At 62.8% G+C, this 19,795-nt stretch carries 20 protein-coding genes; 4 read left to right on the top strand and 16 right to left on the bottom strand.

All coding sequences use genetic code 11. The features are described 5' to 3' along the window. Window positions 1-556: 556 nt before the first annotated feature. Both pssA and ilvC read right to left on the bottom strand, forming a co-directional pair. Entirely contained in the window at window positions 557-1,408 is an 852-nt protein-coding gene (gene pssA, locus ACFOEV_RS11210) for a CDP-diacylglycerol--serine O-phosphatidyltransferase (protein WP_386773905.1), read from the bottom strand. A 148-nt stretch (window positions 1,409-1,556) separates the two neighbouring features. Further along, window positions 1,557-2,573, bottom strand: a complete 1,017-nt coding sequence (gene ilvC, locus ACFOEV_RS11215; protein WP_386773907.1) for a ketol-acid reductoisomerase — start codon at window positions 2,571-2,573, stop codon at window positions 1,557-1,559. A 178-nt stretch (window positions 2,574-2,751) separates the two neighbouring features. Between ilvC and ilvY the strand changes: the two genes are divergently transcribed. Further along, window positions 2,752-3,645 (top strand): HTH-type transcriptional activator IlvY, encoded by an 894-nt coding sequence (gene ilvY / locus ACFOEV_RS11220; protein WP_386773909.1) that lies wholly within the window; start codon window positions 2,752-2,754, stop codon window positions 3,643-3,645. 42 nt (window positions 3,646-3,687) lie between these two features. Here the strand turns inward: ilvY and ilvN are convergent, their stop codons facing one another. The 5 genes from ilvN to rluD form a co-directional block, all read right to left on the bottom strand. Continuing rightward, window positions 3,688-4,179 carry an acetolactate synthase small subunit gene (gene ilvN, locus ACFOEV_RS11225; protein WP_386773911.1) on the bottom strand — a complete coding sequence of 164 codons (492 nt, stop codon included), beginning with the start codon at window positions 4,177-4,179 and terminating at the stop codon, window positions 3,688-3,690. Continuing rightward, window positions 4,179-5,903: an acetolactate synthase 3 large subunit gene (locus tag ACFOEV_RS11230; RefSeq protein ID WP_386774069.1), complete on the bottom strand. Its 1,725-nt coding sequence runs from the start codon at window positions 5,901-5,903 to the stop codon at window positions 4,179-4,181. The genes ilvN and ACFOEV_RS11230 overlap by 1 nt, the downstream gene beginning before the upstream one ends. A gap of 459 nt (window positions 5,904-6,362) precedes the next feature. Beyond that, window positions 6,363-8,966 carry an ATP-dependent chaperone ClpB gene (gene clpB / locus ACFOEV_RS11235; RefSeq protein WP_386773913.1) on the bottom strand — a complete coding sequence of 868 codons (2,604 nt, stop codon included), beginning with the start codon at window positions 8,964-8,966 and terminating at the stop codon, window positions 6,363-6,365. Window positions 8,967-9,234: 268 nt separating this feature from the next. Beyond that, complete coding sequence (pgeF, locus tag ACFOEV_RS11240) at window positions 9,235-9,993, bottom strand: peptidoglycan editing factor PgeF (RefSeq protein ID WP_386773915.1); 759 nt, start codon at window positions 9,991-9,993, stop codon at window positions 9,235-9,237. After that, the gene (gene rluD / locus ACFOEV_RS11245) at window positions 9,990-10,949 is read right to left on the bottom strand and encodes a 23S rRNA pseudouridine(1911/1915/1917) synthase RluD (RefSeq protein ID WP_386773917.1); all 960 of its coding nucleotides are present in this window, start codon (window positions 10,947-10,949) and stop codon (window positions 9,990-9,992) included. Before rluD ends, pgeF begins: the two co-directional genes overlap by 4 nt. Window positions 10,950-11,113: 164 nt before the next feature. Here rluD and ACFOEV_RS11250 point away from each other — a divergent pair, with 164 nt between their 5' ends. Then, complete coding sequence (locus ACFOEV_RS11250) at window positions 11,114-11,929, top strand: outer membrane protein assembly factor BamD (protein ID WP_386773919.1); 816 nt, start codon at window positions 11,114-11,116, stop codon at window positions 11,927-11,929. A 62-nt stretch (window positions 11,930-11,991) separates the two neighbouring features. Here the strand turns inward: ACFOEV_RS11250 and ACFOEV_RS11255 are convergent, their stop codons facing one another. Beyond that, a complete protein-coding gene (locus tag ACFOEV_RS11255) occupies window positions 11,992-13,623 on the bottom strand; it encodes an NAD+ synthase (RefSeq protein WP_386773921.1) in 1,632 nt (543 codons plus the stop codon). Between the two features lie 98 nt (window positions 13,624-13,721). Here ACFOEV_RS11255 and ACFOEV_RS11260 point away from each other — a divergent pair, with 98 nt between their 5' ends. Then, window positions 13,722-13,991, top strand: a complete 270-nt coding sequence (locus ACFOEV_RS11260; RefSeq protein WP_386773923.1) for a PP0621 family protein — start codon at window positions 13,722-13,724, stop codon at window positions 13,989-13,991. A 4-nt stretch (window positions 13,992-13,995) separates the two neighbouring features. Here ACFOEV_RS11260 and thiO read toward each other — a convergent pair whose 3' ends face one another. Continuing rightward, complete coding sequence (thiO, locus tag ACFOEV_RS11265; RefSeq protein WP_386773925.1) at window positions 13,996-15,099, bottom strand: glycine oxidase ThiO; 1,104 nt, start codon at window positions 15,097-15,099, stop codon at window positions 13,996-13,998. A gap of 90 nt (window positions 15,100-15,189) precedes the next feature. On the opposite strand from thiO, the gene ACFOEV_RS11270 reads away from it, so the two are divergent. After that, on the top strand, window positions 15,190-15,759 hold the full coding sequence (locus tag ACFOEV_RS11270; RefSeq protein WP_386773927.1) for a GspH/FimT family pseudopilin: 570 nt from the start codon (window positions 15,190-15,192) through the stop codon (window positions 15,757-15,759). Window positions 15,760-15,854: 95 nt separating this feature from the next. Here the strand turns inward: ACFOEV_RS11270 and ACFOEV_RS11275 are convergent, their stop codons facing one another. The 7 genes from ACFOEV_RS11275 to lspA form a co-directional block, all read right to left on the bottom strand. Beyond that, complete coding sequence (locus tag ACFOEV_RS11275) at window positions 15,855-16,442, bottom strand: prepilin-type N-terminal cleavage/methylation domain-containing protein (protein ID WP_386773929.1); 588 nt, start codon at window positions 16,440-16,442, stop codon at window positions 15,855-15,857. Further along, window positions 16,439-16,855 carry a type IV pilus modification protein PilV gene (gene pilV, locus ACFOEV_RS11280; RefSeq protein ID WP_386773931.1) on the bottom strand — a complete coding sequence of 139 codons (417 nt, stop codon included), beginning with the start codon at window positions 16,853-16,855 and terminating at the stop codon, window positions 16,439-16,441. Before pilV ends, ACFOEV_RS11275 begins: the two co-directional genes overlap by 4 nt. Then, window positions 16,848-17,297, bottom strand: a complete 450-nt coding sequence (locus ACFOEV_RS11285; protein ID WP_386773933.1) for a GspH/FimT family pseudopilin — start codon at window positions 17,295-17,297, stop codon at window positions 16,848-16,850. Before ACFOEV_RS11285 ends, pilV begins: the two co-directional genes overlap by 8 nt. Continuing rightward, window positions 17,284-17,682, bottom strand: a complete 399-nt coding sequence (locus tag ACFOEV_RS11290; RefSeq protein ID WP_386773935.1) for a type IV pilin protein — start codon at window positions 17,680-17,682, stop codon at window positions 17,284-17,286. The genes ACFOEV_RS11285 and ACFOEV_RS11290 overlap by 14 nt, the downstream gene beginning before the upstream one ends. A 152-nt stretch (window positions 17,683-17,834) precedes the next feature. Then, window positions 17,835-18,788, bottom strand: a complete 954-nt coding sequence (ispH, locus tag ACFOEV_RS11295) for a 4-hydroxy-3-methylbut-2-enyl diphosphate reductase (protein ID WP_386773937.1) — start codon at window positions 18,786-18,788, stop codon at window positions 17,835-17,837. Window positions 18,789-18,814: 26 nt separating this feature from the next. Further along, entirely contained in the window at window positions 18,815-19,261 is a 447-nt protein-coding gene (fkpB, locus tag ACFOEV_RS11300; RefSeq protein WP_386773938.1) for an FKBP-type peptidyl-prolyl cis-trans isomerase, read from the bottom strand. A 23-nt stretch (window positions 19,262-19,284) separates the two neighbouring features. Beyond that, entirely contained in the window at window positions 19,285-19,767 is a 483-nt protein-coding gene (gene lspA, locus ACFOEV_RS11305; RefSeq protein ID WP_386774071.1) for a signal peptidase II, read from the bottom strand. Window positions 19,768-19,795: the final 28 nt, after the last annotated feature.

Below are 19,795 nucleotides of genomic sequence, written 5' to 3' on the forward strand. Positions count from 1 at the left end.
TGACGAGTCGCTTGCCTTGAAGGTCTTGGTGACTGCTCACCCCTTCACCGACAAGCGCCCACATGAATTACCTGATCGATTGTTAAAGAGCGGCTCCGGCCTCGACTAAAGAGGGGAGCGTCTCGCTTCGCTGCCGGGCCACCGGGTGGCTCACCAGCGCCCTGCGAGGAAGGCGTATTCTACTGACTCGGCGCGCGCTGTCAAGGCGTTTCGCGTGCCGCCAGCCCGTCAGTCGACGCCTGGCGCACGGCCCCGAGGGCCGCCGAGCGAGTGGGGCCGCATTCTCGCGAATGCCCGCGCCGCTGTCAAGCCACGATCGCCACAGCGATCCCGAAAACCTCAACAGAAACAAGCGCTTCCACCACCCTCCACCGCCCGCGACGTATGCCCGTCGTCGGCAGCGGATGCGTACTCTACGGCGTTCCGACGCCGCCTGCAAGGGGTTTTTTTCACCCTTTGCTCATCTTGCCATGACCACTGCAGGCCGGCCGGTGATTCCACTCGGTCGCAGCCGAGGCGCCTCGGCGGGCGTCGTCGGTAAGGCAATGGCCCTCGCTCAGTCGCTGGCCGGGGGACGTCTCATCTTGCGCATCACGGCCATGACCGGGCCGGAGGCGACATAAGCGCCAAACAGCAACAGCAACATCACCGAGGGTTCGACCGAAATCACCACGAACCCCAGCACGATGGCCAGCAGCACCACGAAAGGCACCGGCCCCTTGAGGTCGATGTCCTTGAAGCTGTAATAGCGAATATTGCTGACCATCAACACCCCCGCCGCCGCCACTACCAGCAGCATCAGCAACTTGAATCCGAAGGCCTCGGCATCGAAACTGTGGAACGTCCACACACTGGCTGCCACGAATGCCGCGGCCGAGGGACTGGGCAACCCGATGAACCACTTCTTGTCGACGCTGCCCAGTTGCACGTTGAAACGCGCCAGACGCAGGGCGGCACAGGCCACGTACAGGAAGGCCACCACCCAGCCGGTCTTGCCGATGTCCTGAAGGATCCAGGTAAAGGCGACCAACCCCGGCGCCACGCCAAAAGAGAGCATGTCGGAAAGGCTGTCATACTCCGCACCGAAGGCGCTCTGGGTATTGGTCATGCGCGCAACTCGCCCATCCAGGCCATCGAGGACCATGGCGATGAAGATCGCGACGGAAGCGGCCGTGAAGTCGCCATTGATCCCGGCCACCACGGCGAAGAACCCGGAGAACAACGCCGAGGTAGTGAACAAATTGGGCAGCAGGTAGATCCCCCGCCGCCGCACCTTCCTGCCATCCTCCACCGCCTCTTCGACGACTTCCGTTTCACGCACGAAGGCGGAGGCAACGTCCTCATCGGCGTGTTCGGCCTTTTCGTGCTCGACGTCTTCGTGATTAGGCTTGCTGGGCTCTTGGCTCATGAGTCTCGTTCCGTTGCCATACAGGAGCGCGCGAAGCGCGCCCACCATTCTACACTCTGGCTCCATTAACGATAGCGAATGCCAGGCCTCCACAATGCAAGAAGGGCGCGGAAATCCGCACCCTTCTCGCATTCAGGCCGCGACAGGCTCAGTTCTTGGACTTGTCGACCAGCTGATTGGCGGCGATCCAAGGCATCATGGCGCGCAGCTTGGCACCGACTTGCTCGATCTCGTGCTCGGCGTTCAGGCGACGGCGTGCCGTCATCGACGGATAGTTGGTGTTGCCTTCGTTGATGAACATCTTGGCGTATTCGCCTGTCTGGATGCGCTTCAGGGCATTGCGCATCGCCTCACGAGACTGTTCGTTGATGACTTCCGGGCCGGTGACGTACTCGCCATACTCCGCGTTGTTGGAGATGGAGTAGTTCATGTTGGCAATGCCGCCCTCGTACATCAGGTCGACGATCAGCTTGAGCTCGTGCAGACACTCGAAGTAGGCCATCTCCGGCGCGTAGCCCGCTTCGGTGAGCGTCTCGAAGCCGGCCTTGACCAGCTCCACGGCGCCGCCGCACAGCACGGTCTGCTCGCCGAACAGGTCGGTCTCGGTCTCGTCCTTGAAGGTGGTCTCGATGATGCCGCTGCGGCCACCGCCGATCGCGGCGGCATAGGACAGTGCCAGTTCCTTGGCGGAACCGGTGGCATCCTGGTGGATGGCGATCAGGTCGGGAATGCCACCCCCCTTGACGAACTCGGAACGCACGGTATGCCCCGGGGCCTTGGGCGCGATCATGATCACGTCCAGGTCGGGGCGCGGCTCGATCTGGTTGTAGTGGATGTTGAAGCCGTGAGCGAAGGCCAGGGTCGCGTCTTCTTTCAGGTTCGGCTCGACTTCCTGTTCGTAGATGGCCTTCTGGTTCTCGTCCGGGGCCAGGATCATGACCACATCGGCGGTCTTGCAGGCTTCCGGCACGGAGGCCACCTTGAGGCCGGCACCTTCGGCCTTGGCCGCAGAGGACGAGCCCTGGCGCAGCGCGACGGTCACGTCGACACCGGATTCCTTGAGGTTGTTGGCGTGAGCATGGCCCTGGGAACCGTAACCGACGATGGTGACTTTCTTGCCCTGAATGAGGGACAGGTCACAGTCCTTATCGTAATAGACGCGCATGGTGCACTCCTGAGTGTCGAATGATGAGAAGCATGGTGTCAGCGTTGATGGCAACCCACGCCGTCTTGCGCGGCGCTTGATGTTCATGGTGCCGATGCGGACAAGATACGTCAGGCAGCGCGTTGCGTAAAACGCTATATTTGCAACACTACGAACCAAAAGATGAAATACTGCCGTCATGGATATGCGCCCGCTGAAACACTTCCTGAGCCTAGCCGAGACATTGCATTTCGGCCGCGCCAGCGATGTCTGCCATGTCAGTCCTTCGACGCTGAGTCGCTCGATTCGCCAACTCGAGGCCACCCTCGGCGTCCCGCTGTTCGAGCGCGACAACCGCCACGTCGCCTTGACTCGGCAGGGGCGAGCCTTCCAGGAATATGCGCGGGAGGCACTCGAGCAGTGGGAGCTGATCCGCCATGCGCTGATGGAGGAGACCCAGGAACTGGCTGGCGAAATCAGCATCTACTGCTCGGTTACCGCCAGCTACAGTTTCCTCTACGAGCTTCTCAGCGATTTCCGCTTGCGCCACCCGCGCATCGAACTCAAGTTGCATACCGGCGACCCGGCTGACTCCATGGCCCGCGTGCTGGCTGGAGAAGAGGACATGGCGATCACCCCACGTCCCCGGACCTTACCGGATGCCCTGGCCTTCAAGCCGATGACCATCTCCCCCTTGGTGTTCATTGCCCCGAGTGATGGCGCCGCCTGGATTCCCGCCACCCCCGAGGTACCGACAGCCGAGCAATGGACGCGAGTGCCGATGATCCTCTCCGAGTCGGGCCTGGCACGCGAGCACAGCGATACCTGGTTCAAGGCGCTCGGCATCACTCCTCACATCTATGCACAGGTCGCCGGCAACGAGGCCATCGTCAGCATGGTCGGGTTGGGCTTCGGGGTCGGGGTGGTGCCCAGGATCGTGCTCGACAACAGCCCGCTGGTCGAGCGTATCCGCATCCTGCCGGTCAAGCCGGAGCTGCCGCACTACGAGGTTGGGTTGTGCGTAGCCCGGCGGCGCCTGAAAAGTCCGCTGATCCGGGCACTGTGGTCGGAAGTTTCCGAACGGCAGGCATGAAAAAGCCGCTCCGAAGAGCGGCTTGCCATCGACCGACGGGTACTACAGGCTCAGCACCTTGTCGCCGCGGGCGATCCCCGACACCCCGGTGCGCGCCACCTCGAGGATGCCGACCGGTGCCATGGCCTGCAGGAAGGCATCCAGCTTGCCGGCATCGCCGGTGATCTGGACCGTATACAGGCTCGGCGTCACGTCGACGATCTGCGCGCGGAAGACATCCGCGGTGCGCTTGACCTCGTCACGAGCCGCCCCCAGCGCCTTGACCTTGACCAGCATCAGCTCGCGCTCGATGTGATTGCCTTCGGTCAGGTCGACCAGCTTGACCACATCGATCAGCTTGTTGAGGTGCTTGGTGATCTGCTCGATGACCCGGTCGTCGCCGACTGTCGTCACCGTCAGCCGCGACAGTGTCGGGTCGTCGGTAGGCGCGACGTTGAGCGTTTCGATGTTGTAGTTGCGCTGGGCGAACAGCCCCACCACACGGGACAGAGCGCCGGGTTCGTTTTCCATCAGGATCGAGATGATATGGCGCATCAGGTCCGCTCCGTCTTCGAAAGCAGCATGTCACGCATGGAGCCCAGGGGCACCTGCATCGGATAAACGTGCTCGCGCGGGTCGACATAGATGTCGAGAAACACCAGCTCGTTGTTGTCGGCGAAAGCCCGCTCGAGAGCGGGTTCGAGATCCTCGTGACGTTCTACCTTGAGAGCGGTGAAACCATAGGACTCGATCAGTTTCTGGAAGTCCGGCAGCGATTCCATGTAGGAGTGGGCGTGGCGGGACTTGTAGTTCAGGTCCTGCCACTGGCGCACCATACCCAGAGAGCCATTGTTGAGGTTGACGATCTTCACCCCGACCCCGTACTGCTTACAGGTCGACAGCTCCTGCATCATCATCTGGAAGCTGCCCTCACCGGTGATGCAGACCACCTCGTCGTCCGGATAGCTCATCTTGATGCCCATCGCCGCCGGGAAGCCGAAGCCCATGGTGCCGAGCCCTCCCGAGGTGATGAAGCGATGCGGCTTGTCGAACTTGTAATACTGGGCCGCGAACATCTGGTGTTGGCCCACGTCGGTGGTCACGAAAGCCTCTCCACGCGTGATCTTGCATACCGCTTCGATCACTTCCTGCGGCTTGAGGGGCTCTCCCGGAGCGGAGGGCTCATAGAGCTTGCCGTGGCGCTCCTCGCGCCAGCCGTCGATCTTCTGCCACCACTCGGCGAGCGCCTCGGGATGTGCGATCTCCTTGCCCTGCACCAGGCTGATCATCTCGTTGATCACGCTCTGCGCTGGTCCGACGATGGGCACATCGGCGCGCACCGTCTTCGACACCGAACTGGGGTCGATATCGACGTGGATGATCTTCGCCGTGGGGCAGAACTTGGAGGTGTTGTTGGTCACCCGGTCGTCGAAGCGCGCCCCGATGGCGATCACCAGATCGGCATGGTGCATGGCCATGTTCGACTCGTAGGAGCCGTGCATGCCCAACCAGCCCAGCGATTGACGATCGCTTTGCGGGTAAGCGCCGATCCCCATCAGAGTGGTGGTGATCGGATAGCCCAGACGCTGCACGAGATCGGTCAAGCCTTCGCTGGCATTGCCGGTGACGACGCCGCCCCCGGTATAGAAGACTGGCCGTTTGGCCTTGAGCATCAGCTCCACGGCCTTCTTGATCTGCCCGGTATGCCCGCGAGTGACCGGATTATAGGAGCGCAGCTTGACCTTCTTCGGGTAGACGTACTCGTAACGCTCGGTGGGCGCGGTCATGTCCTTGGGAATGTCCACCACCACCGGGCCGGGACGTCCGGTCGAGGCCAGGTAGTAAGCCTTCTTGAGGACTTCGGGAATTTCTGACGGATGCCGGATCGAGAAGCTGTGCTTCACGATCGGACGGGTCACGCCGATGATGTCGGTTTCCTGGAAGGCATCGTCACCGATCAGGTGACTCATTACCTGACCGCACAGCACCACCATGGGAATCGAGTCCATATAGGCGGTGGCGATGCCGGTCACGGCGTTGGTCGCGCCGGGACCTGAGGTGACCAGCACGGTACCCGGCTTGCCCGAGGCCCGGGCGTAGCCATCGGCCGCGTGGGTCGCAGCCTGTTCGTGTCGCACCAGAATGTGCTTGACCTTGTCTTGACGGAACAGGGCGTCATAGATATGCAACGCCGCCCCGCCGGGATAGCCATAGATATATTCGACGCCCTCGTCCTGGAGGAAGCGGGCGATCATATCGGCGCCGGAAAGCAGTTCCACAGTGTATCTCCCCTGGAGGTCTCGAGTGCCATGCCGTGCGCGGATGGCGTCACGACGTTCGAGTGCGGCGGTATGCCGCTGCCGGCCGTTGCCGGCACCTGATGCCAAACCCTGGCGTCCTTGGGCCCGGTTGGGGCCTGCACTCTCATCACGGCGGTTCGCCGCGTCGGGGGCGTTGGCCAGGTCAGGCGGTTAACCCGAACCTGGAAAGTCCTTCGGCGGGTAGAGGCCTTGCGACCTACCCGTCACGCGGTGATAGGGGATTGCCCGTTTTGTTCCGCGCCCGCAATCAGGAACCGTCAAGATTCCAATAGCGCCGCGTGGCTGTCAACCGCGAAACCGTGTCGAGTAGCGCAAACGCCATCAATCGGCAAGAAAAACTGGTGCTCGAGATGCTAAAAAGCCCGCCTCCAGAGAAGAGGCGGGCCGAAGGGTCGTGGACTCGACCGGATGATGGGTTTACTTGTCGAAGACCAGGTGACCGTCCTCGGTGGTGACCTTGATGGTATCGCCGGGTGAGAACTTCCCGGCCAGCAGGTCCTGAGCCAACGGGTTCTCCAGGCGACTCTGGATCGCACGCTTGAGCGGTCGTGCGCCATAGACCGGATCGAAGCCAACCACTGCGAGCTGCGCCAGGGCGTCGTCGCTGACTGCAAGCTTGAGATCGTGCTCGGCGAGTCGCTCGCGCAGGCGGTCGAGCTGGATGCCGGCGATGGCCTGGATCTGCTCCTGTCCCAAGGCATGGAACACCACCACCTCGTCGATACGGTTGATCAGCTCGGGGCGGAAGTGATCGGACACCACTGCCATCACCATTTCCTTCATTTCGGCATAGCTCTTGTCGACGTCGCCGTTGTCGCTCCCCGCGCCCATACGTTGGATGATGTCCGAGCCCATATTGGAGGTCATCACGATCACGGTGTTACGGAAGTCCACGGTGCGGCCCTGCCCGTCGGTCAAGCGACCATCCTCCAGCACCTGCAGCAGGATATTGAACACGTCATGATGGGCCTTCTCGACCTCGTCGAGCAGCAGTACCGAATAGGGTTTGCGACGCACCGCCTCGGTCAGGTAGCCGCCCTCCTCGTAGCCGACATAGCCGGGAGGCGCCCCGATCAGCCGCGCCACGGAATGCTTCTCCATGAACTCGGACATGTCGATGCGCACCATGGCCTCCTCGGTATCGAACAGGAAATTGGCCAGCGACTTGCACAACTCGGTCTTGCCCACCCCGGTGGGACCGAGGAACAGGAAGGAGCCATTGGGCCGGTTGGGGTCGGCAAGCCCGGCGCGCGAGCGACGCACGGCATTGGCGACCGCGGTAACCGCCTCGTCCTGGCCGATGACCCGCTGATGCAACGCCTCTTCCATGCGCAGCAGCTTGTCGCGCTCACCCTCGAGCATCTTGGCGACCGGAATACCGGTCCAGCGCGACACCACCTCGGCCACTTCTTCCTCGGTGACGTTGGAACGCAACAGCTTATGTTCGGCGGCCTGGGTGGCCTCGCCCTCTTCCGCCTCCTTGATCTTGCGTTCCAGCGCGGGGATCACCCCGTACTGCAGCTCGGACATGCGACCCAAGTCGCTCTGCCGCTTGGCGGCATCGAGCTCGACGCGCGCCTTGTCGAGCTCGGCCTTGTACTGGGCCGCGCCCTCGATGCTGGCCTTTTCGGCCTTCCACACCTCTTCCAGGTCAGCATACTCGCGGCTCAGCTCGTCGATCTGTGCTTCCAGCGTCTCGAGGCGTTTCTTCGATGCCTCGTCGGTCTCCTTCTTGAGCTGCTCGCGCTCCATCTTGAGCTGGATCAGGCGTCGATCGAGGCGGTCCATCTCCTCCGGCTTGGAATCGAGTTCCATGCGAATTCGTGACGAGGCCTCATCGATCAGGTCGATGGCCTTGTCGGGCAACTGACGGTCGGTGATGTAACGCGCCGACAGCTTGGCCGCCGCGATGATCGCCGAATCGGTGATATTCAGCCGGTGATGGACCTCGTAACGCTCCTTGAGGCCACGCAGGATGGCAATGGTGTCCTCTTCGGAGGGCTCGTCGATCAACACCTTCTGGAAGCGGCGCTCGAGCGCGGCGTCCTTCTCGATATGCTTGCGGTATTCATCGAGTGTGGTGGCCCCCACGCAGTGCAGCTCACCGCGCGCCAGCGCCGGCTTGAGCATGTTGCCGGCATCCATGGAGCCCTCGGCCTTGCCGGCGCCGACCATGGTGTGCAGCTCGTCGATGAACAGGATCACCTGCCCCTCTTCCTGCGCCAGTTCCTTGAGCACCGCCTTGAGGCGCTCCTCGAACTCGCCGCGGAACTTGGCGCCGGCCAGCAACGCGCCCATGTCCAGCGACAGCACCCGCTTGTCCTTGAGCCCCTCGGGCACCTCACCATCGATGATCCGGTTGGCCAGCCCCTCGACGATGGCGGTCTTGCCCACACCGGGCTCGCCGATCAGCACCGGGTTGTTCTTGGTGCGCCGCTGCAGCACCTGAATGGTACGGCGGATCTCATCGTCACGACCGATCACCGGATCAAGCTTGCCCTCGGCGGCACGGGCGGTAAGGTCCAGGGTGTACTTGTCCAACGCCTCGCGATTGTTCTCGGCATTGGGATCGTCGACAGTCTGGCCGCCACGCAGGCTGTCGATGGCCGACTCGACCGCCTTGCGGGTCAGTCCAGCCTGGCTCAGCACCTTGCTGACAGCATGATTCATACCGAGTGCCGCCAGCAGTATCAGCTCGCTGGCAATGAACTGATCACCGCGGGTCTGCGCCTCGCGGTCGGCCAGGTTGAACAGCCGCACCAGATCCCGCGAGGGCTGCACCTCGCCATCGAACTGGCCGACCTGCGGCAGGTTGTCCACGTACTGAGCCAGGCCATTGCGCAGCCCGCCTGCATCGCCCCCGGCCTTTTGAACCAAGCCCTTCAAGCCACTGTCGCGGTCATCCAGCAACGCCATCAGCAGATGGCCGGGGTCAAGCTGGTTATGCCCGCGACCCACGGCCAGTGACTGGGCATCGGCCACCGCGTTCTGCAGCTTGCCGGTGAATTTGTCGAATCGCATCGAATGTCCTCCAGTGGGGTAACGGCGCGTTCGGACGCCCCGTTTGGCCCTGTCATTGCGTATTGACAGTATCAATGGAGGTATGGTGGTCAGCTTTCAAGTCAGCCGCAGAGGAAAGTCACGAGGGGTTGATGTGGATCAAGGCACTACGAGCTTCTAGCAGCGGGCGGCGAGCCGCGAGCATCTTGAACCGCAGCCCGCAGCCCGCAGCCCGCAGCCCGCAGCCCGCAGCCCGCAGCCCGCAGCCCGCAGCCCGCAGCCTGTTAAGCTAGCGTAACCAGATCACGCTGGCCATCCTGCCGGTCTTGCCGTCGTCGCGGCGATGGGAGTAGAAGCGCGACTCACAGGCGGTACAGAAATGGCCGCCGCTGATATGCGAGACCCCGAGGCGCTCGAGGCGCAGCCGCGCCAACCGGTAGAGATCAGCCATATAGTGACCCAGGCGATAGGGGCTGGGGTCGAAGGCGGTGTCGGCCTCCGCCTGGATGGCGACGAAGGCGTCGCGCACCTCCGGACCGACCTCGAACTGGGCATTGGAAATCGCTGGGCCCAGCCAGGCCAATAGCTGGTCGGGGTCGACACCGAGCGCTGCCACGCTGGCCTCCAGCACTCCACCGGCCAGGCTGCGCCAGCCGGCATGCGCCAGGCCCACCCGGGTCCCACGCCGGTCGCAGAAGAACACCGGCAGGCAATCGGCAGTCTGGATCACGCAGGCGTAGCGCTTGTTGAAGGCCACTGCCGCATCGGCCTCGGGCACCTCCGGCGAGTAGGCTTGCTGGACCTTGGCACCGTGCACCTGGTCGAGCCATAACAGCGGCCGATCGTCGTCGAGCTGGGCACGCAGCAGTTCTCGACAGAGTGCCACTCGCTCGACATCGTCACCCACATGGCTGGCGGTATTGAAGGCCGCGAAGTCGCCTTGACTGGGGCCGGTTTCACGCGTCGTCATGAAGGCCCCCACGGTGGTGGGTGCCGGCCAGTCGGGCAGGATCAGCGTCGGTTGCTGGGAGAGTTCGGCATCCGTCATCGCATGGTCTCGTGGTCGTCGCGCAGGTAGTCCAATAGCAACAGGAGGTCATCAGGCAACTCGGCACGAAACTCGACCGGCTCGCCGCTTCGCGGATGCAGGAAGGCCAATTTACGTGCGTGAAGGGCCTGCCGGGGGAAGGTGCGCAGCAGCTCCTTGAGCCCCTCGGCGGCTCCGGCCGGCAGCTTCAGGCGCCCACCATAGACACTGTCGCCGACCAGAGGAAAACGCTTGTAGGCCAGATGCACCCGGATCTGATGCGTGCGACCGGTTTCGAGCCGACAGCGGACGTGCGTATGCCCCCGGAAGCGTTCGACCACCCGATAATGGGTCACTGCCGGCTTGCCCGATGCCGTCACTGCCTGGCGCTTGCGGTCCTTGGGATGTCGTCCGATCGGGGCATCCACGGTCCCCCCGGCGGTCATCACGCCGGTCACTACGGCGTCATACTCGCGCGACACCGTACGCGCCTGCAACTGCTCGACCAGGGCGGCTTGCGCCGCCAACGTCTTGGCGACCACCATCAGGCCGGTGGTGTCCTTGTCGAGGCGATGCACAATCCCCGCACGCGGGACGCTGGCAAGCTGAGGGCAATGGTGCAGCAGCGCGTTCAACAGTGTGCCGTCCGGGTTGCCGGCCGCGGGATGCACCACCAGGCCGGCAGGCTTGTCGACCACCAGCACCTCGTCGTCCTCGAAGAGGATATCCAGCGCGATCGCCTGCGGTTCGAAGCGCGTGTCATCCTCGAGTTCGGCGTGCAGTTCGAGGCGTTCGCCGCCATAGACCTTGTCCTTGGGACGAGCCTGGCTGCCATCCAGCGTCAGCGCTCCCTGCTTGATCCAGGCCTTCAACCGCTCGCGGGAAAAATCGGCGAAGATCTCGGCCGCCGCCTGGTCCAGGCGCTGGCCTGCCATGGCGTCGGGAACGCGTTCGTCGCGGTGAAGGGTTTCGGTCATAAGAGGAAGCGCGCCTGTGCGTTGAGTTGTGTCTGGGCCGGCTCTCCGCAAGCAGGACCGTATTTCATGGGGCCTGCCTGTACTTTATAGTGGAGAGCTTTATAGTGAGCCGAATGTGGGCGATTCTACCATGGCTGCCCGAGTTGGTTGATACGAGGATCATGATGCGCGTTTTCACTAGCGGCACCCGGCTAGGTGCCTTTGTTCTCGCTGCGGCCTTGTTGGCAGGCTGCGCCAGCAATGGCGAGAGCGACGTTCCCCAGCTCGCGGAAAACGAGCTCTACCAGGAAGCCCGCTCAGCACTGGACAGGGGGAGCTACAGCACTGCCGTCGACCGGCTCGAGGCGCTCGACACCCGTTTCCCCTTCGGTGAACACGCCGAACAGGTTCAGCTCGAGCTGATTTATGCTTATTATCAGGTGGACAATTGGGAAGCGGCACGCGCCGCCGCCAGCCGCTTCATTCGCCTGAACCCGGACCACCCCCAAGTCGACTACGCCTACTACATGCGCGGTCTGGCCGCTTACCAGGCCGGGCGCTTCAGTCTCGAGCGGCTCAAGCTGATCGACATTTCCAAGCGCGACCTGGGCGCCACTCGCGACGCTTATGCCGATTTCCGCGAGTTGCTCGAGCGTTTCCCCGATAGTGAATATGCCCCCGATGCTCGCCAGCGCATCGTCTACCTGCGCAACGTCATGGCCGAGCACGAGCTCCATGTGGCGGACTTCTACCTGCGTAAGGGCGCCTATCTCGCCGCCGTGAAACGTGGCCGCTGGGTGATCGAGAATTATCCGGAAGCTCCCGCGACCCGCGATGCCCTGGCGGTGATGGTGGAAGGTTACCTGGGCCTGGAAATGCGTGATCGGGCACGTGAGGTGTTGGCGACCCTGATCGAGAACGATCCCGACAACGAGCGCCTGCGCGGCCGAACCTTCCGCCCGCTGCATGTCAACGCCCGCCCCTTGTCGCTGGGTAGCTGACCGAGCTACGAGCTACGAGCTACGAGCTACGAGCTACGAGCTACGAGGCCCGCGCGTAGCGCCTATTCCCCCGGCTGCCAGCCGTTGACGATCGGGTAGCGCCGGTCGCGACCGAACCCGCGCGGCGTGACCCGCACCCCCACCGGCGCCTGGCGACGCTTGTACTCGCTGCGGTCGACCAGCTTGACCACCAGGTAGACGTCATCGCGCTCGAACCCTGCGTCGATGATCGCTTCGGCGCTCATGTCGCCCTCGATATAGCGTGACAGAATGGCGTCCAGGGTATCGTAATCGGGCAGCGAATCGCTGTCCTGCTGGTTCGCCGCCAGCTCGGCGGAAGGCGGACGTTCGATCACACGCTCGGGAATCGCCGGTCCCTGGGCGTTGCGCCACTTGGCCAGGCGATAGACCCACGTCTTGTAGACATCCTTCAAGGCATTGTAGCCACCCACCATATCGCCATAGAGCGTGGCGTACCCCACCGCCATCTCACTCTTGTTGCCCGTGGTCAGCACCATCAAGCCTTTCTTGTTGGAAATCGCCATCAGCAACACGCCACGCACCCGCGACTGCAGGTTTTCTTCAGTGGTATCGCGGGGAGTGCCGGCGAAGCTCTCCGCCAATGTCTCGTCACAGGCTTCGACGATCGACGCAATCGGCAACACCTCATAATGCACGCCAAGCATTCCCGCTTGTGCGGCGGCGTCTTCCTTGGAGATCTCCGCGGTATAGTGATAGGGCATCATCACCGCATGCACGCGCTGCGGCCCCAGTGCATCCACGGCAATGGCCAGCGACAGTGCCGAGTCGATCCCCCCGGATAACCCCAGCACTACCCCCTCGAAGCCGCTCTTGTTGACGTAGTCGCGCAGGCCGGTGACCAAGGCGCAGTAAAGGCTTTCCTCCGGTTCGACTTGAGGCTCGACCTCGCCGTCCTGAGGCTGCCAACCGCCCTTCGTCTTGACGAACTGCACCGGCATCAAGCCGACCTGCCAGTATGGTGCCTGCACCTTGAGGTGTCCTTGGGCATCGACCACGACCGAGCCCCCGTCGAAGACCAGATCGTCCTGGCCGCCGATCTGGTTGACATAGACCAATGGCCGCTTCACCTGCGTGGCCCGTTCGCTCAGCAGTTGCAGACGCTCGGCCGGCTTGTCCTGGTGATAGGGAGAGGCGTTGAGGGTGATCAGGATATCGGCCCCCGCCTCACGGGCGGCGCGTATCGGCGCTTCCTTCCACAGGTCCTCGCAGATCAGGATACCCAGTCGCACCCCTTTATGCTTGAATACCAGCGGCTTCCGTCCCGGGCTGAAGTAGCGCTGCTCATCGAATACCTGGTAGTTGGGCAATTCCTGCTTGGCATATTCCTCATGCCACTCGCCGTTGTGGAGCAGCCCCGCCAGGTTGTAGAGCTTACCTTCGCGGCGCCCCGGATAGCCAACGATCACCAGCACATCGCGAGCGATCTTTTCGGCCATCTTCGCGCGGGCCTCGCGCAAGCGCTTCTCCATCGAGGGACGCAGCAATAGATCCTCCGGCGGATAGCCGGTCAGGAACAGTTCGGGCAGCACCACGATATCGGCGCCGTGCTCGAGGCGCGCTTCGCGTACCGTCTCGATGGCCAGGTCGGCATTGCCGGGAATATCGCCGACCAAGGGATCGAGTTGGGCCATCACCAGTGTCAGGTCTTGCATGGGCGTGAAAATCTCTCGAAACTCTCGGATAACTCTATTGTCCCGCATGGTCGCCTCGCAGGCAAAAGCGAACGACCTCTTCAGGGAGTTACATAAGGATGAATCTTTTGATCATTCGTCTGATCATCTTCGCCCTACTGCTCTTCGCCGGTCTCAAGCTTTACCGCATGTATCGCGAATGGAAGCTGGAGCGCGAGGAACTGCTGGATAGCGATACCACCCGCAATGAAGGGGGACATATGGTGCGCTGTACCTATTGCCACGTTCACCTGCCGGAGAACGACGCGCTGCGCGAGCGTGGCGAATGGTTCTGCTGCGGCGCCCACCGTGACAAGTTCCTGGAAGAGCAGAAGCCACCCCAAGGTTGAAACGCTACCACGACAACGCCTCCGTTGGCCGGTATGGCTCAGGGTCGATGATCGGTTCCCGTTTCAGTAGCTGATCAACCAGCAAGCGGGTCGAGGCCGGAGCCAATACCAGGCCGTTGCGGTAGTGGCCCGCGTTGACATGCAGGTTGTCGAAGCCCGGTAGGGCACCGATGAAGGGCACCCCCTTCGGCGATCCCGGGCGTAACCCTGCCCAGTGATGCTCGACCTCACAGTCGGCCAGCCGGGGCACGATCCTGACCGCGCTGTGCCAGAGAGAATCGCGCGCGTCGTCGGTGGTCGTCTTGTCGAAGCCTACATCTTCCAGCGTCGAACCGGCCAGCACACGGCCATCGCCACGCGGTATCACGTAGCGACCATCCATCAGCACGACCCGTTGCACCAACCCTTGCGGCGCCTTGAACAGAATCATCTGCCCCTTGATCGGCCGCACCGGCAGGTTGATCCCCACCCCGGCCAGCAGTTGCGCCGCCCAGGCACCGCCACATACGATCACCTGACTTCTTTCGCATGATACCGACCCTGTTGCGGTTTCCACCCCGGTGATGCGGCTCCCTTGCCGTTGCAGGCCAGTCACCTCCATGCCCTCTTTCAAGGTCACTCGCCGCATCGCCACCAAGCGCGTGCGCAGCGCCTTGATCAGCCGCGGATTGCGGATACTGCCAAGTGTCGGCATCCATAGCGCCCCATCGCAGCCAGGCGCGGCATTGGCCTCCTTGGCATAGAGAAAGTCAGGCCCCACCCGCTCCAGCGGCTTGCCCACCTCACGCGCCCAGGCCAGTGCCTGAGGTTCGTCATCGACGCGCAGATACAGCAGGCCCTTCTGGCGATACTCGGGGTCGATCCCGGTCTCTTCCAGCAAGCGCAGCGCCAGTTCCGGATAGAACCCTTCCGACCAGCGCGACAGGTTCGAGACAGGTGCACTGTAGCGCCATGGGTATAGTGGCGAGACGATGCCGCCCCCGGCCCAGGAGGCCTCGCGACCACACTCGCCACGCTCCAGCAGCGTGACCGCGTGACCGGCATCGGCCAGTTGCAGGGCCGTCATCATGCCGATGACCCCGCCCCCCACGATCAGGAAATCACTCACAATGGGCAATCACTCACACGAAGTTGCGATTTGGCTTACACCAGATTCGACTATGCTAACGCCACCAGCACGTCTGCCAGGGAGGGCAGCATGCCATACCACCTCCAGCATAACAGGCCAGGCTGCGCCTGTGGCCGGTCGACTCGCCTCTCCGCCCGTCGGTCTTGCGGTTTCACGCTAATCGAATTGCTGGTGGTGGTCGCCGTGGCATTCATCATGGCTAGCTGGGCCATTCCCGGCCTTCAGGCCTTCACCGCTCGCCACCAGGTGACAACGGAGGTGCTACGCCTCAGGACCGCGCTGGCCCAAGCCAGGAATACTGCCGTGGCCAGAAGGACCACGATCACCGTCTGCCCCAGCCAAGACCGGGAAACCTGTCTGGCCGACTGGTCGGCGCCATTGCTGATCATCGAAGGCCGCGCCGCGGGAGGAACTCGCAAGGCGAACGAGCCCATCCTCAAAGTCCTGGACGCCGGTGAAGTAGAGTCCGTCAACTTCCGCAATGACTATCGCGTCATTCGCTTCCCTGCAAGTGGGTGGCCACGAGGGTATAACGGCACGTTTACCATCTGTGGGAAGCACGGGCGGGCGGCACAGGTGGTGATGAGCAATTTGGGACGGGTGCGCCAGGAAGGGGCGACTGGCTGCCAGACCCCATGAGCCACCAGGCATCGCTGCTAAGCGATCGCTTCCTGCTCGGCACGACTGACACCGGCCAGAGGCGCCTACCCCGGGAAAATCGGCATGCCGTTCGGTCAATCGAACGTCCCGACCACCTCGGTCCGGTTGGCAACCCTGAACGTTATCCGCCGCCGATCCTCCGGTTCGTCGGCGCCGAGAGGCTCGAACTCCAGCATCACGTCCAGGAACAGCGACGAAGCGTCTGGTACCGCATCGAACGCTGTCAAACCGCTGACCAGGGGCTGCGGCTCCCCCGTAAATCCTTCACCGCCGCAATTCATGTCAAGGCGCAATATATTGTCGGAAAAGGAGTAACGCAGAGCGCTCAACTGCTGGCCACCCGAGCAATACACATCATCCTCGCGACCATCGAAAACCAGGTCCAAGTGCTCTATCGCCTGGTCGGGATCGGCAGGCTCGCGGATGACCGCCCGCGCCCCTCGAATGTCCTGCGACAGGACACTGACCAGAAACCGGGTCGCTTCCTGTCGCTGGGCCAAGGACTCGATGCGGTCGTAGGAGCGCTTGCTGGCAATGAAAAGCTGAGTGGCACCCAAGGTGATGATCAAACCAATCACCAACGCCACCATCAGTTCGACGAGGGTAAACCCCCGCTGCGCGCCCGGCGCTTGTTGGAGTTCCTGCTCAGCACTCATGGTCATGGCGCTCCAGGCAGGCGTGCGACATAGGTCAGCGTCGAGATATCGCCCTCGGCACTGAAGCGTTCGTCGTCCCATGTCACGGTGATCGTATATTCACAGCTGGCCTGCGCTACGATCGAGCTGGCCCCCACGCTAGGCAAGGCATCGTCCCAATGGTCCAACCATTGTGCTTGCACACTACTGTCACTGGGACAGGTTCCGCTGCCGATGCCCAATGCGGCCCACAGCCGCTCGTTGGCATCCGAGGCGATCACGGTGGCCAGCGAGCGCTGGTAGGAGACATGCGCGCCCTGCATCGCCTTGAGCTGCATCGCCGCCACCCCGAGCAGGCCGAACGACAGCACCAGCAAGGCGATCAGGGCTTCGACCAGCGTAAAGCCCCTTGTCGCGTATTGGGCCCGGTGACTAAGCATCGAAGGGCTTCCCTATGCGTCCCGACGGGCCCACCAGGATCTCCTTGCCCCCGATACTGACGTCACAGGTATCGGGAGCGCAGGCAGCCCTTCTGCCGAGCGAGTTGAAAGTCACCTCTATCGCCCCGGTGGAGATGTCGTCATCGCGCGCCGTTCTTACCCGCAATTCGGGGCCGTCCACGACGCTAACCGTCAGTTGCCAGGCACCACCCTCCCCCTGCGCCAGCACCGCCTGAACGGCTTCCCGACGCTTCACCGCCTCGCTCCGGGCATAATGCAGTCCCGCCAGGATCTCGTTGTAATCGCTGGCCAGGCGGTTGCTGACGATCAGACGCTGAAGCCCGGGCATCGCCACGGTGGCCAGAATGAACGCTACCGCCAGCGTGACCAGCAGTTCGATCAGGGTGAAGCCCGTGACTCGCCTTGCGCTACCAGCAGCCATCAGGAGTCCTTGCGCCTCGGCTGTCCAGCGTCAGGCTGCCGCAACTGTCATCGGCCTGGGCGCCATTGGGGGACGCCGACAGCGTGTAGGTAGAAGCCGTGAGTGTGGAGGCGGTAATGGTGTAATGGCCATCGGCGGACTCGAGGCCACCGTCATCGAGTCCTGCGATACAGCCCTGGTAGGAACTGCTCGCCGTATAGCAGCGCTCCAATCGGCCGGCGGTCTGCATCAGCATGGACTGGCCATCGGACCGACGGGCCTGCTCGACATAGCCGGTATAGAGGGGATAGGCAATGGCGGCGAGGATGCCGATCACGGCTACCGTGATCAGCAGCTCGATCAGCGTAAAGCCTGAGTGATATCTCAGCAGTTTTGGTCGCGCCACGATGGAAACTCTCCCACCAACGAGGATTACGTTTGGTTTCAGTATGTCTCAGGAGTGCCATCCACAACAGGTCCAGGATCAAAAAAACCGGGCCTGAAGCCCGGTTTCATGATCGCAGCCCTCATACAGCATGGCGTATGAGCGGTTAGTACCTATTCACTAGCAATCACTCGCTCACGCAGCTCGCGCGGCATGGAGAAGGTGATGGTTTCCTCGCGTCCCTGGCGCTCTTCCGGCGCACTGGCCCCCAGCGACTGCAGACGCTCGATCACCCCCTTGACCAGCACCTCGGGAGCACTGGCGCCAGCAGTAATACCAATCGTCCCGACGTCTTTCAGCCATGCCGGGTCGATCTGGCCGGCATCATCGACCAGGTACGCCGGGGTGCCGACCCGTTCGGAGAGTTCGCGCAGGCGATTGGAGTTGGAGCTGTTGGGGCTGCCGACCACCAGTACCAGGTCGCTTTCCAGGGCCAGACCGCGGACGGCATCCTGGCGGTTCTGGGTGGCATAGCAGATATCGTCCTTGCGCGGCCCCTGGATCTCGGGAAATCTGGCCCGCAGGGCATCGATCACCCGGGCGGTATCGTCCATCGACAGCGTGGTCTGAGTCACGAAGGCCAAACGACCGGGGTCCTTGACGTCGAGCGAGGCCACGTCGGCTTCGTCTTCCACCAGGTAGATGGCACCGCCATGCGAGGTGTCGTAGCGCCCCATGGTGCCCTCCACTTCCGGGTGGCCCTGATGGCCGATCAGGATGCACTCCTCACCACGCCTGGCGTAACGCAGCACTTCCAGATGCACCTTGGTGACCAGCGGACAGGTGGCATCGAATACCCGCAAACCGCGCCGCTCGGCTTCCTGTTGCACGGCCCGGGACACCCCATGCGCGGAGAAGATCACGATCTTGTCATCGGGCACTTCATGCAACTCCTCGACGAAGATCGCGCCGCGGTTGCGCAAGGTGTCGACCACGAAGCGGTTGTGCACGACCTCGTGACGCACATAGATCGGGGGGCCGAAAACGTCGAGGGCACGGTTGACGATCTCGATGGCGCGATCGACGCCGGCACAGAAGCCACGGGGATTGGCCAGCTTGATCTGCATAGTTGCCTCGCTTGCCTGCAACAGGCTCAGTGCGTGGTCGCTGGGCGAACGCTGATGACATCCACTTCGAAGGTCAGGGTACGCCCTGCAAGCGGATGATTGAAGTCGACTTCCACCTGCTGGTCATCGACCCGGGCGATCACCCCGGGCAGCTCGCCGCCGGCAGGATCGGAGAAGGACATCACGGTACCCACTTCCGGCTCGAGGTCCTCGAAATCGTCGCGCTTGAGCAGTTGCACGTTCTGCGGATTGTGCTGACCGAAGGCGTGCTCCGGGACGATCTCGTAGCTGCCGTTGTCGCCATCGGTCAGCCCCTTGATCGGTGCCTCGAATCCCGGCGGCAGATTGCCGTCGCCAACTTGGAAGGTTGCCGGGGCCTTGTCGCGAGTGGAATCGACCACGGTGCCATCTTCGAGCTTGAGGGTGAAGTGCAGGGTCACCTCCATGCCTTCACCGATACGGTAATCACTCATGCTGTCTCTCGCTGCAGATAGGGTCAGGACTTCTTGTGACGCCGGACATCGCGTAATGATTCCCAGATCAGCCCGAAAGCGCCCAGGGTAATCGCGACATCGGCCAGGTTGAAGGCCGGGAAATAGTAGGCCCCCCAGTGGAACGACAGAAAGTCGACCACATAGCCAAGCACCAGCCGGTCGTAAAGGTTACCCAGAGCACCGCCGATGATCAGCGCCAGCGCCACGGCCAGCAATACCTCGTGGCGCTTCAGTCGGCTCATCCAGACCGCCATGCCAACACTGGCACCGACGGCGATCGCAGCGAAGAACCAACGCTGCCAGCCGTCGTGACCGGCCAGAAAGCTGAAGGCCGCCCCGGTGTTGTGCAGCAACGTCAGGTTGAACACCGGCAGCACTTCCACTGGCTGCCCATAAGTCAGCCAGGCGCTGGCCATGGCCTTGGTCACCAGGTCGAGCGCGATCACCAGCGCCGCCAGCCATAGCCAGCGCAGCGGTTTGTGCATGGCCCGTTCGAGCCCTTCTTGCCGACGT

Source organism: Litchfieldella rifensis (assembly GCF_042646605.1).
Classification (GTDB): Bacteria; Pseudomonadota; Gammaproteobacteria; order Pseudomonadales; family Halomonadaceae; genus Litchfieldella; species Litchfieldella rifensis.

What these genes read in the sequence shown, in the direction of transcription:
- ispH (WP_386773937.1), bottom strand. Translation starts at nt 18,788, where the DNA reads ATGCAGATCAAGCTGGCCAATCCCCGTGGCTTCTGTGCCGGCGTCGAT.
- fkpB (WP_386773938.1), bottom strand. Translation starts at nt 19,261, where the DNA reads ATGAGTGATTACCGTATCGGTGAAGGCATGGAGGTGACCCTGCACTTC.
- ACFOEV_RS11250 (WP_386773919.1), top strand. Translation starts at nt 11,114, where the DNA reads ATGCGCGTTTTCACTAGCGGCACCCGGCTAGGTGCCTTTGTTCTCGCT.
- lspA (WP_386774071.1), bottom strand. Translation starts at nt 19,767, where the DNA reads ATGCACAAACCGCTGCGCTGGCTATGGCTGGCGGCGCTGGTGATCGCG.
- ACFOEV_RS11260 (WP_386773923.1), top strand. Translation starts at nt 13,722, where the DNA reads ATGAATCTTTTGATCATTCGTCTGATCATCTTCGCCCTACTGCTCTTC.
- rluD (WP_386773917.1), bottom strand. Translation starts at nt 10,949, where the DNA reads ATGACCGAAACCCTTCACCGCGACGAACGCGTTCCCGACGCCATGGCA.
- ACFOEV_RS11270 (WP_386773927.1), top strand. Translation starts at nt 15,190, where the DNA reads ATGCCATACCACCTCCAGCATAACAGGCCAGGCTGCGCCTGTGGCCGG.
- ilvY (WP_386773909.1), top strand. Translation starts at nt 2,752, where the DNA reads ATGGATATGCGCCCGCTGAAACACTTCCTGAGCCTAGCCGAGACATTG.
- ilvC (WP_386773907.1), bottom strand. Translation starts at nt 2,573, where the DNA reads ATGCGCGTCTATTACGATAAGGACTGTGACCTGTCCCTCATTCAGGGC.
- pssA (WP_386773905.1), bottom strand. Translation starts at nt 1,408, where the DNA reads ATGAGCCAAGAGCCCAGCAAGCCTAATCACGAAGACGTCGAGCACGAA.
- clpB (WP_386773913.1), bottom strand. Translation starts at nt 8,966, where the DNA reads ATGCGATTCGACAAATTCACCGGCAAGCTGCAGAACGCGGTGGCCGAT.
- ACFOEV_RS11285 (WP_386773933.1), bottom strand. Translation starts at nt 17,297, where the DNA reads ATGGCTGCTGGTAGCGCAAGGCGAGTCACGGGCTTCACCCTGATCGAA.
- ACFOEV_RS11255 (WP_386773921.1), bottom strand. Translation starts at nt 13,623, where the DNA reads ATGCAAGACCTGACACTGGTGATGGCCCAACTCGATCCCTTGGTCGGC.
- pgeF (WP_386773915.1), bottom strand. Translation starts at nt 9,993, where the DNA reads ATGACGGATGCCGAACTCTCCCAGCAACCGACGCTGATCCTGCCCGAC.
- ilvN (WP_386773911.1), bottom strand. Translation starts at nt 4,179, where the DNA reads ATGCGCCATATCATCTCGATCCTGATGGAAAACGAACCCGGCGCTCTG.
- ACFOEV_RS11275 (WP_386773929.1), bottom strand. Translation starts at nt 16,442, where the DNA reads ATGACCATGAGTGCTGAGCAGGAACTCCAACAAGCGCCGGGCGCGCAG.
- pilV (WP_386773931.1), bottom strand. Translation starts at nt 16,855, where the DNA reads ATGCTTAGTCACCGGGCCCAATACGCGACAAGGGGCTTTACGCTGGTC.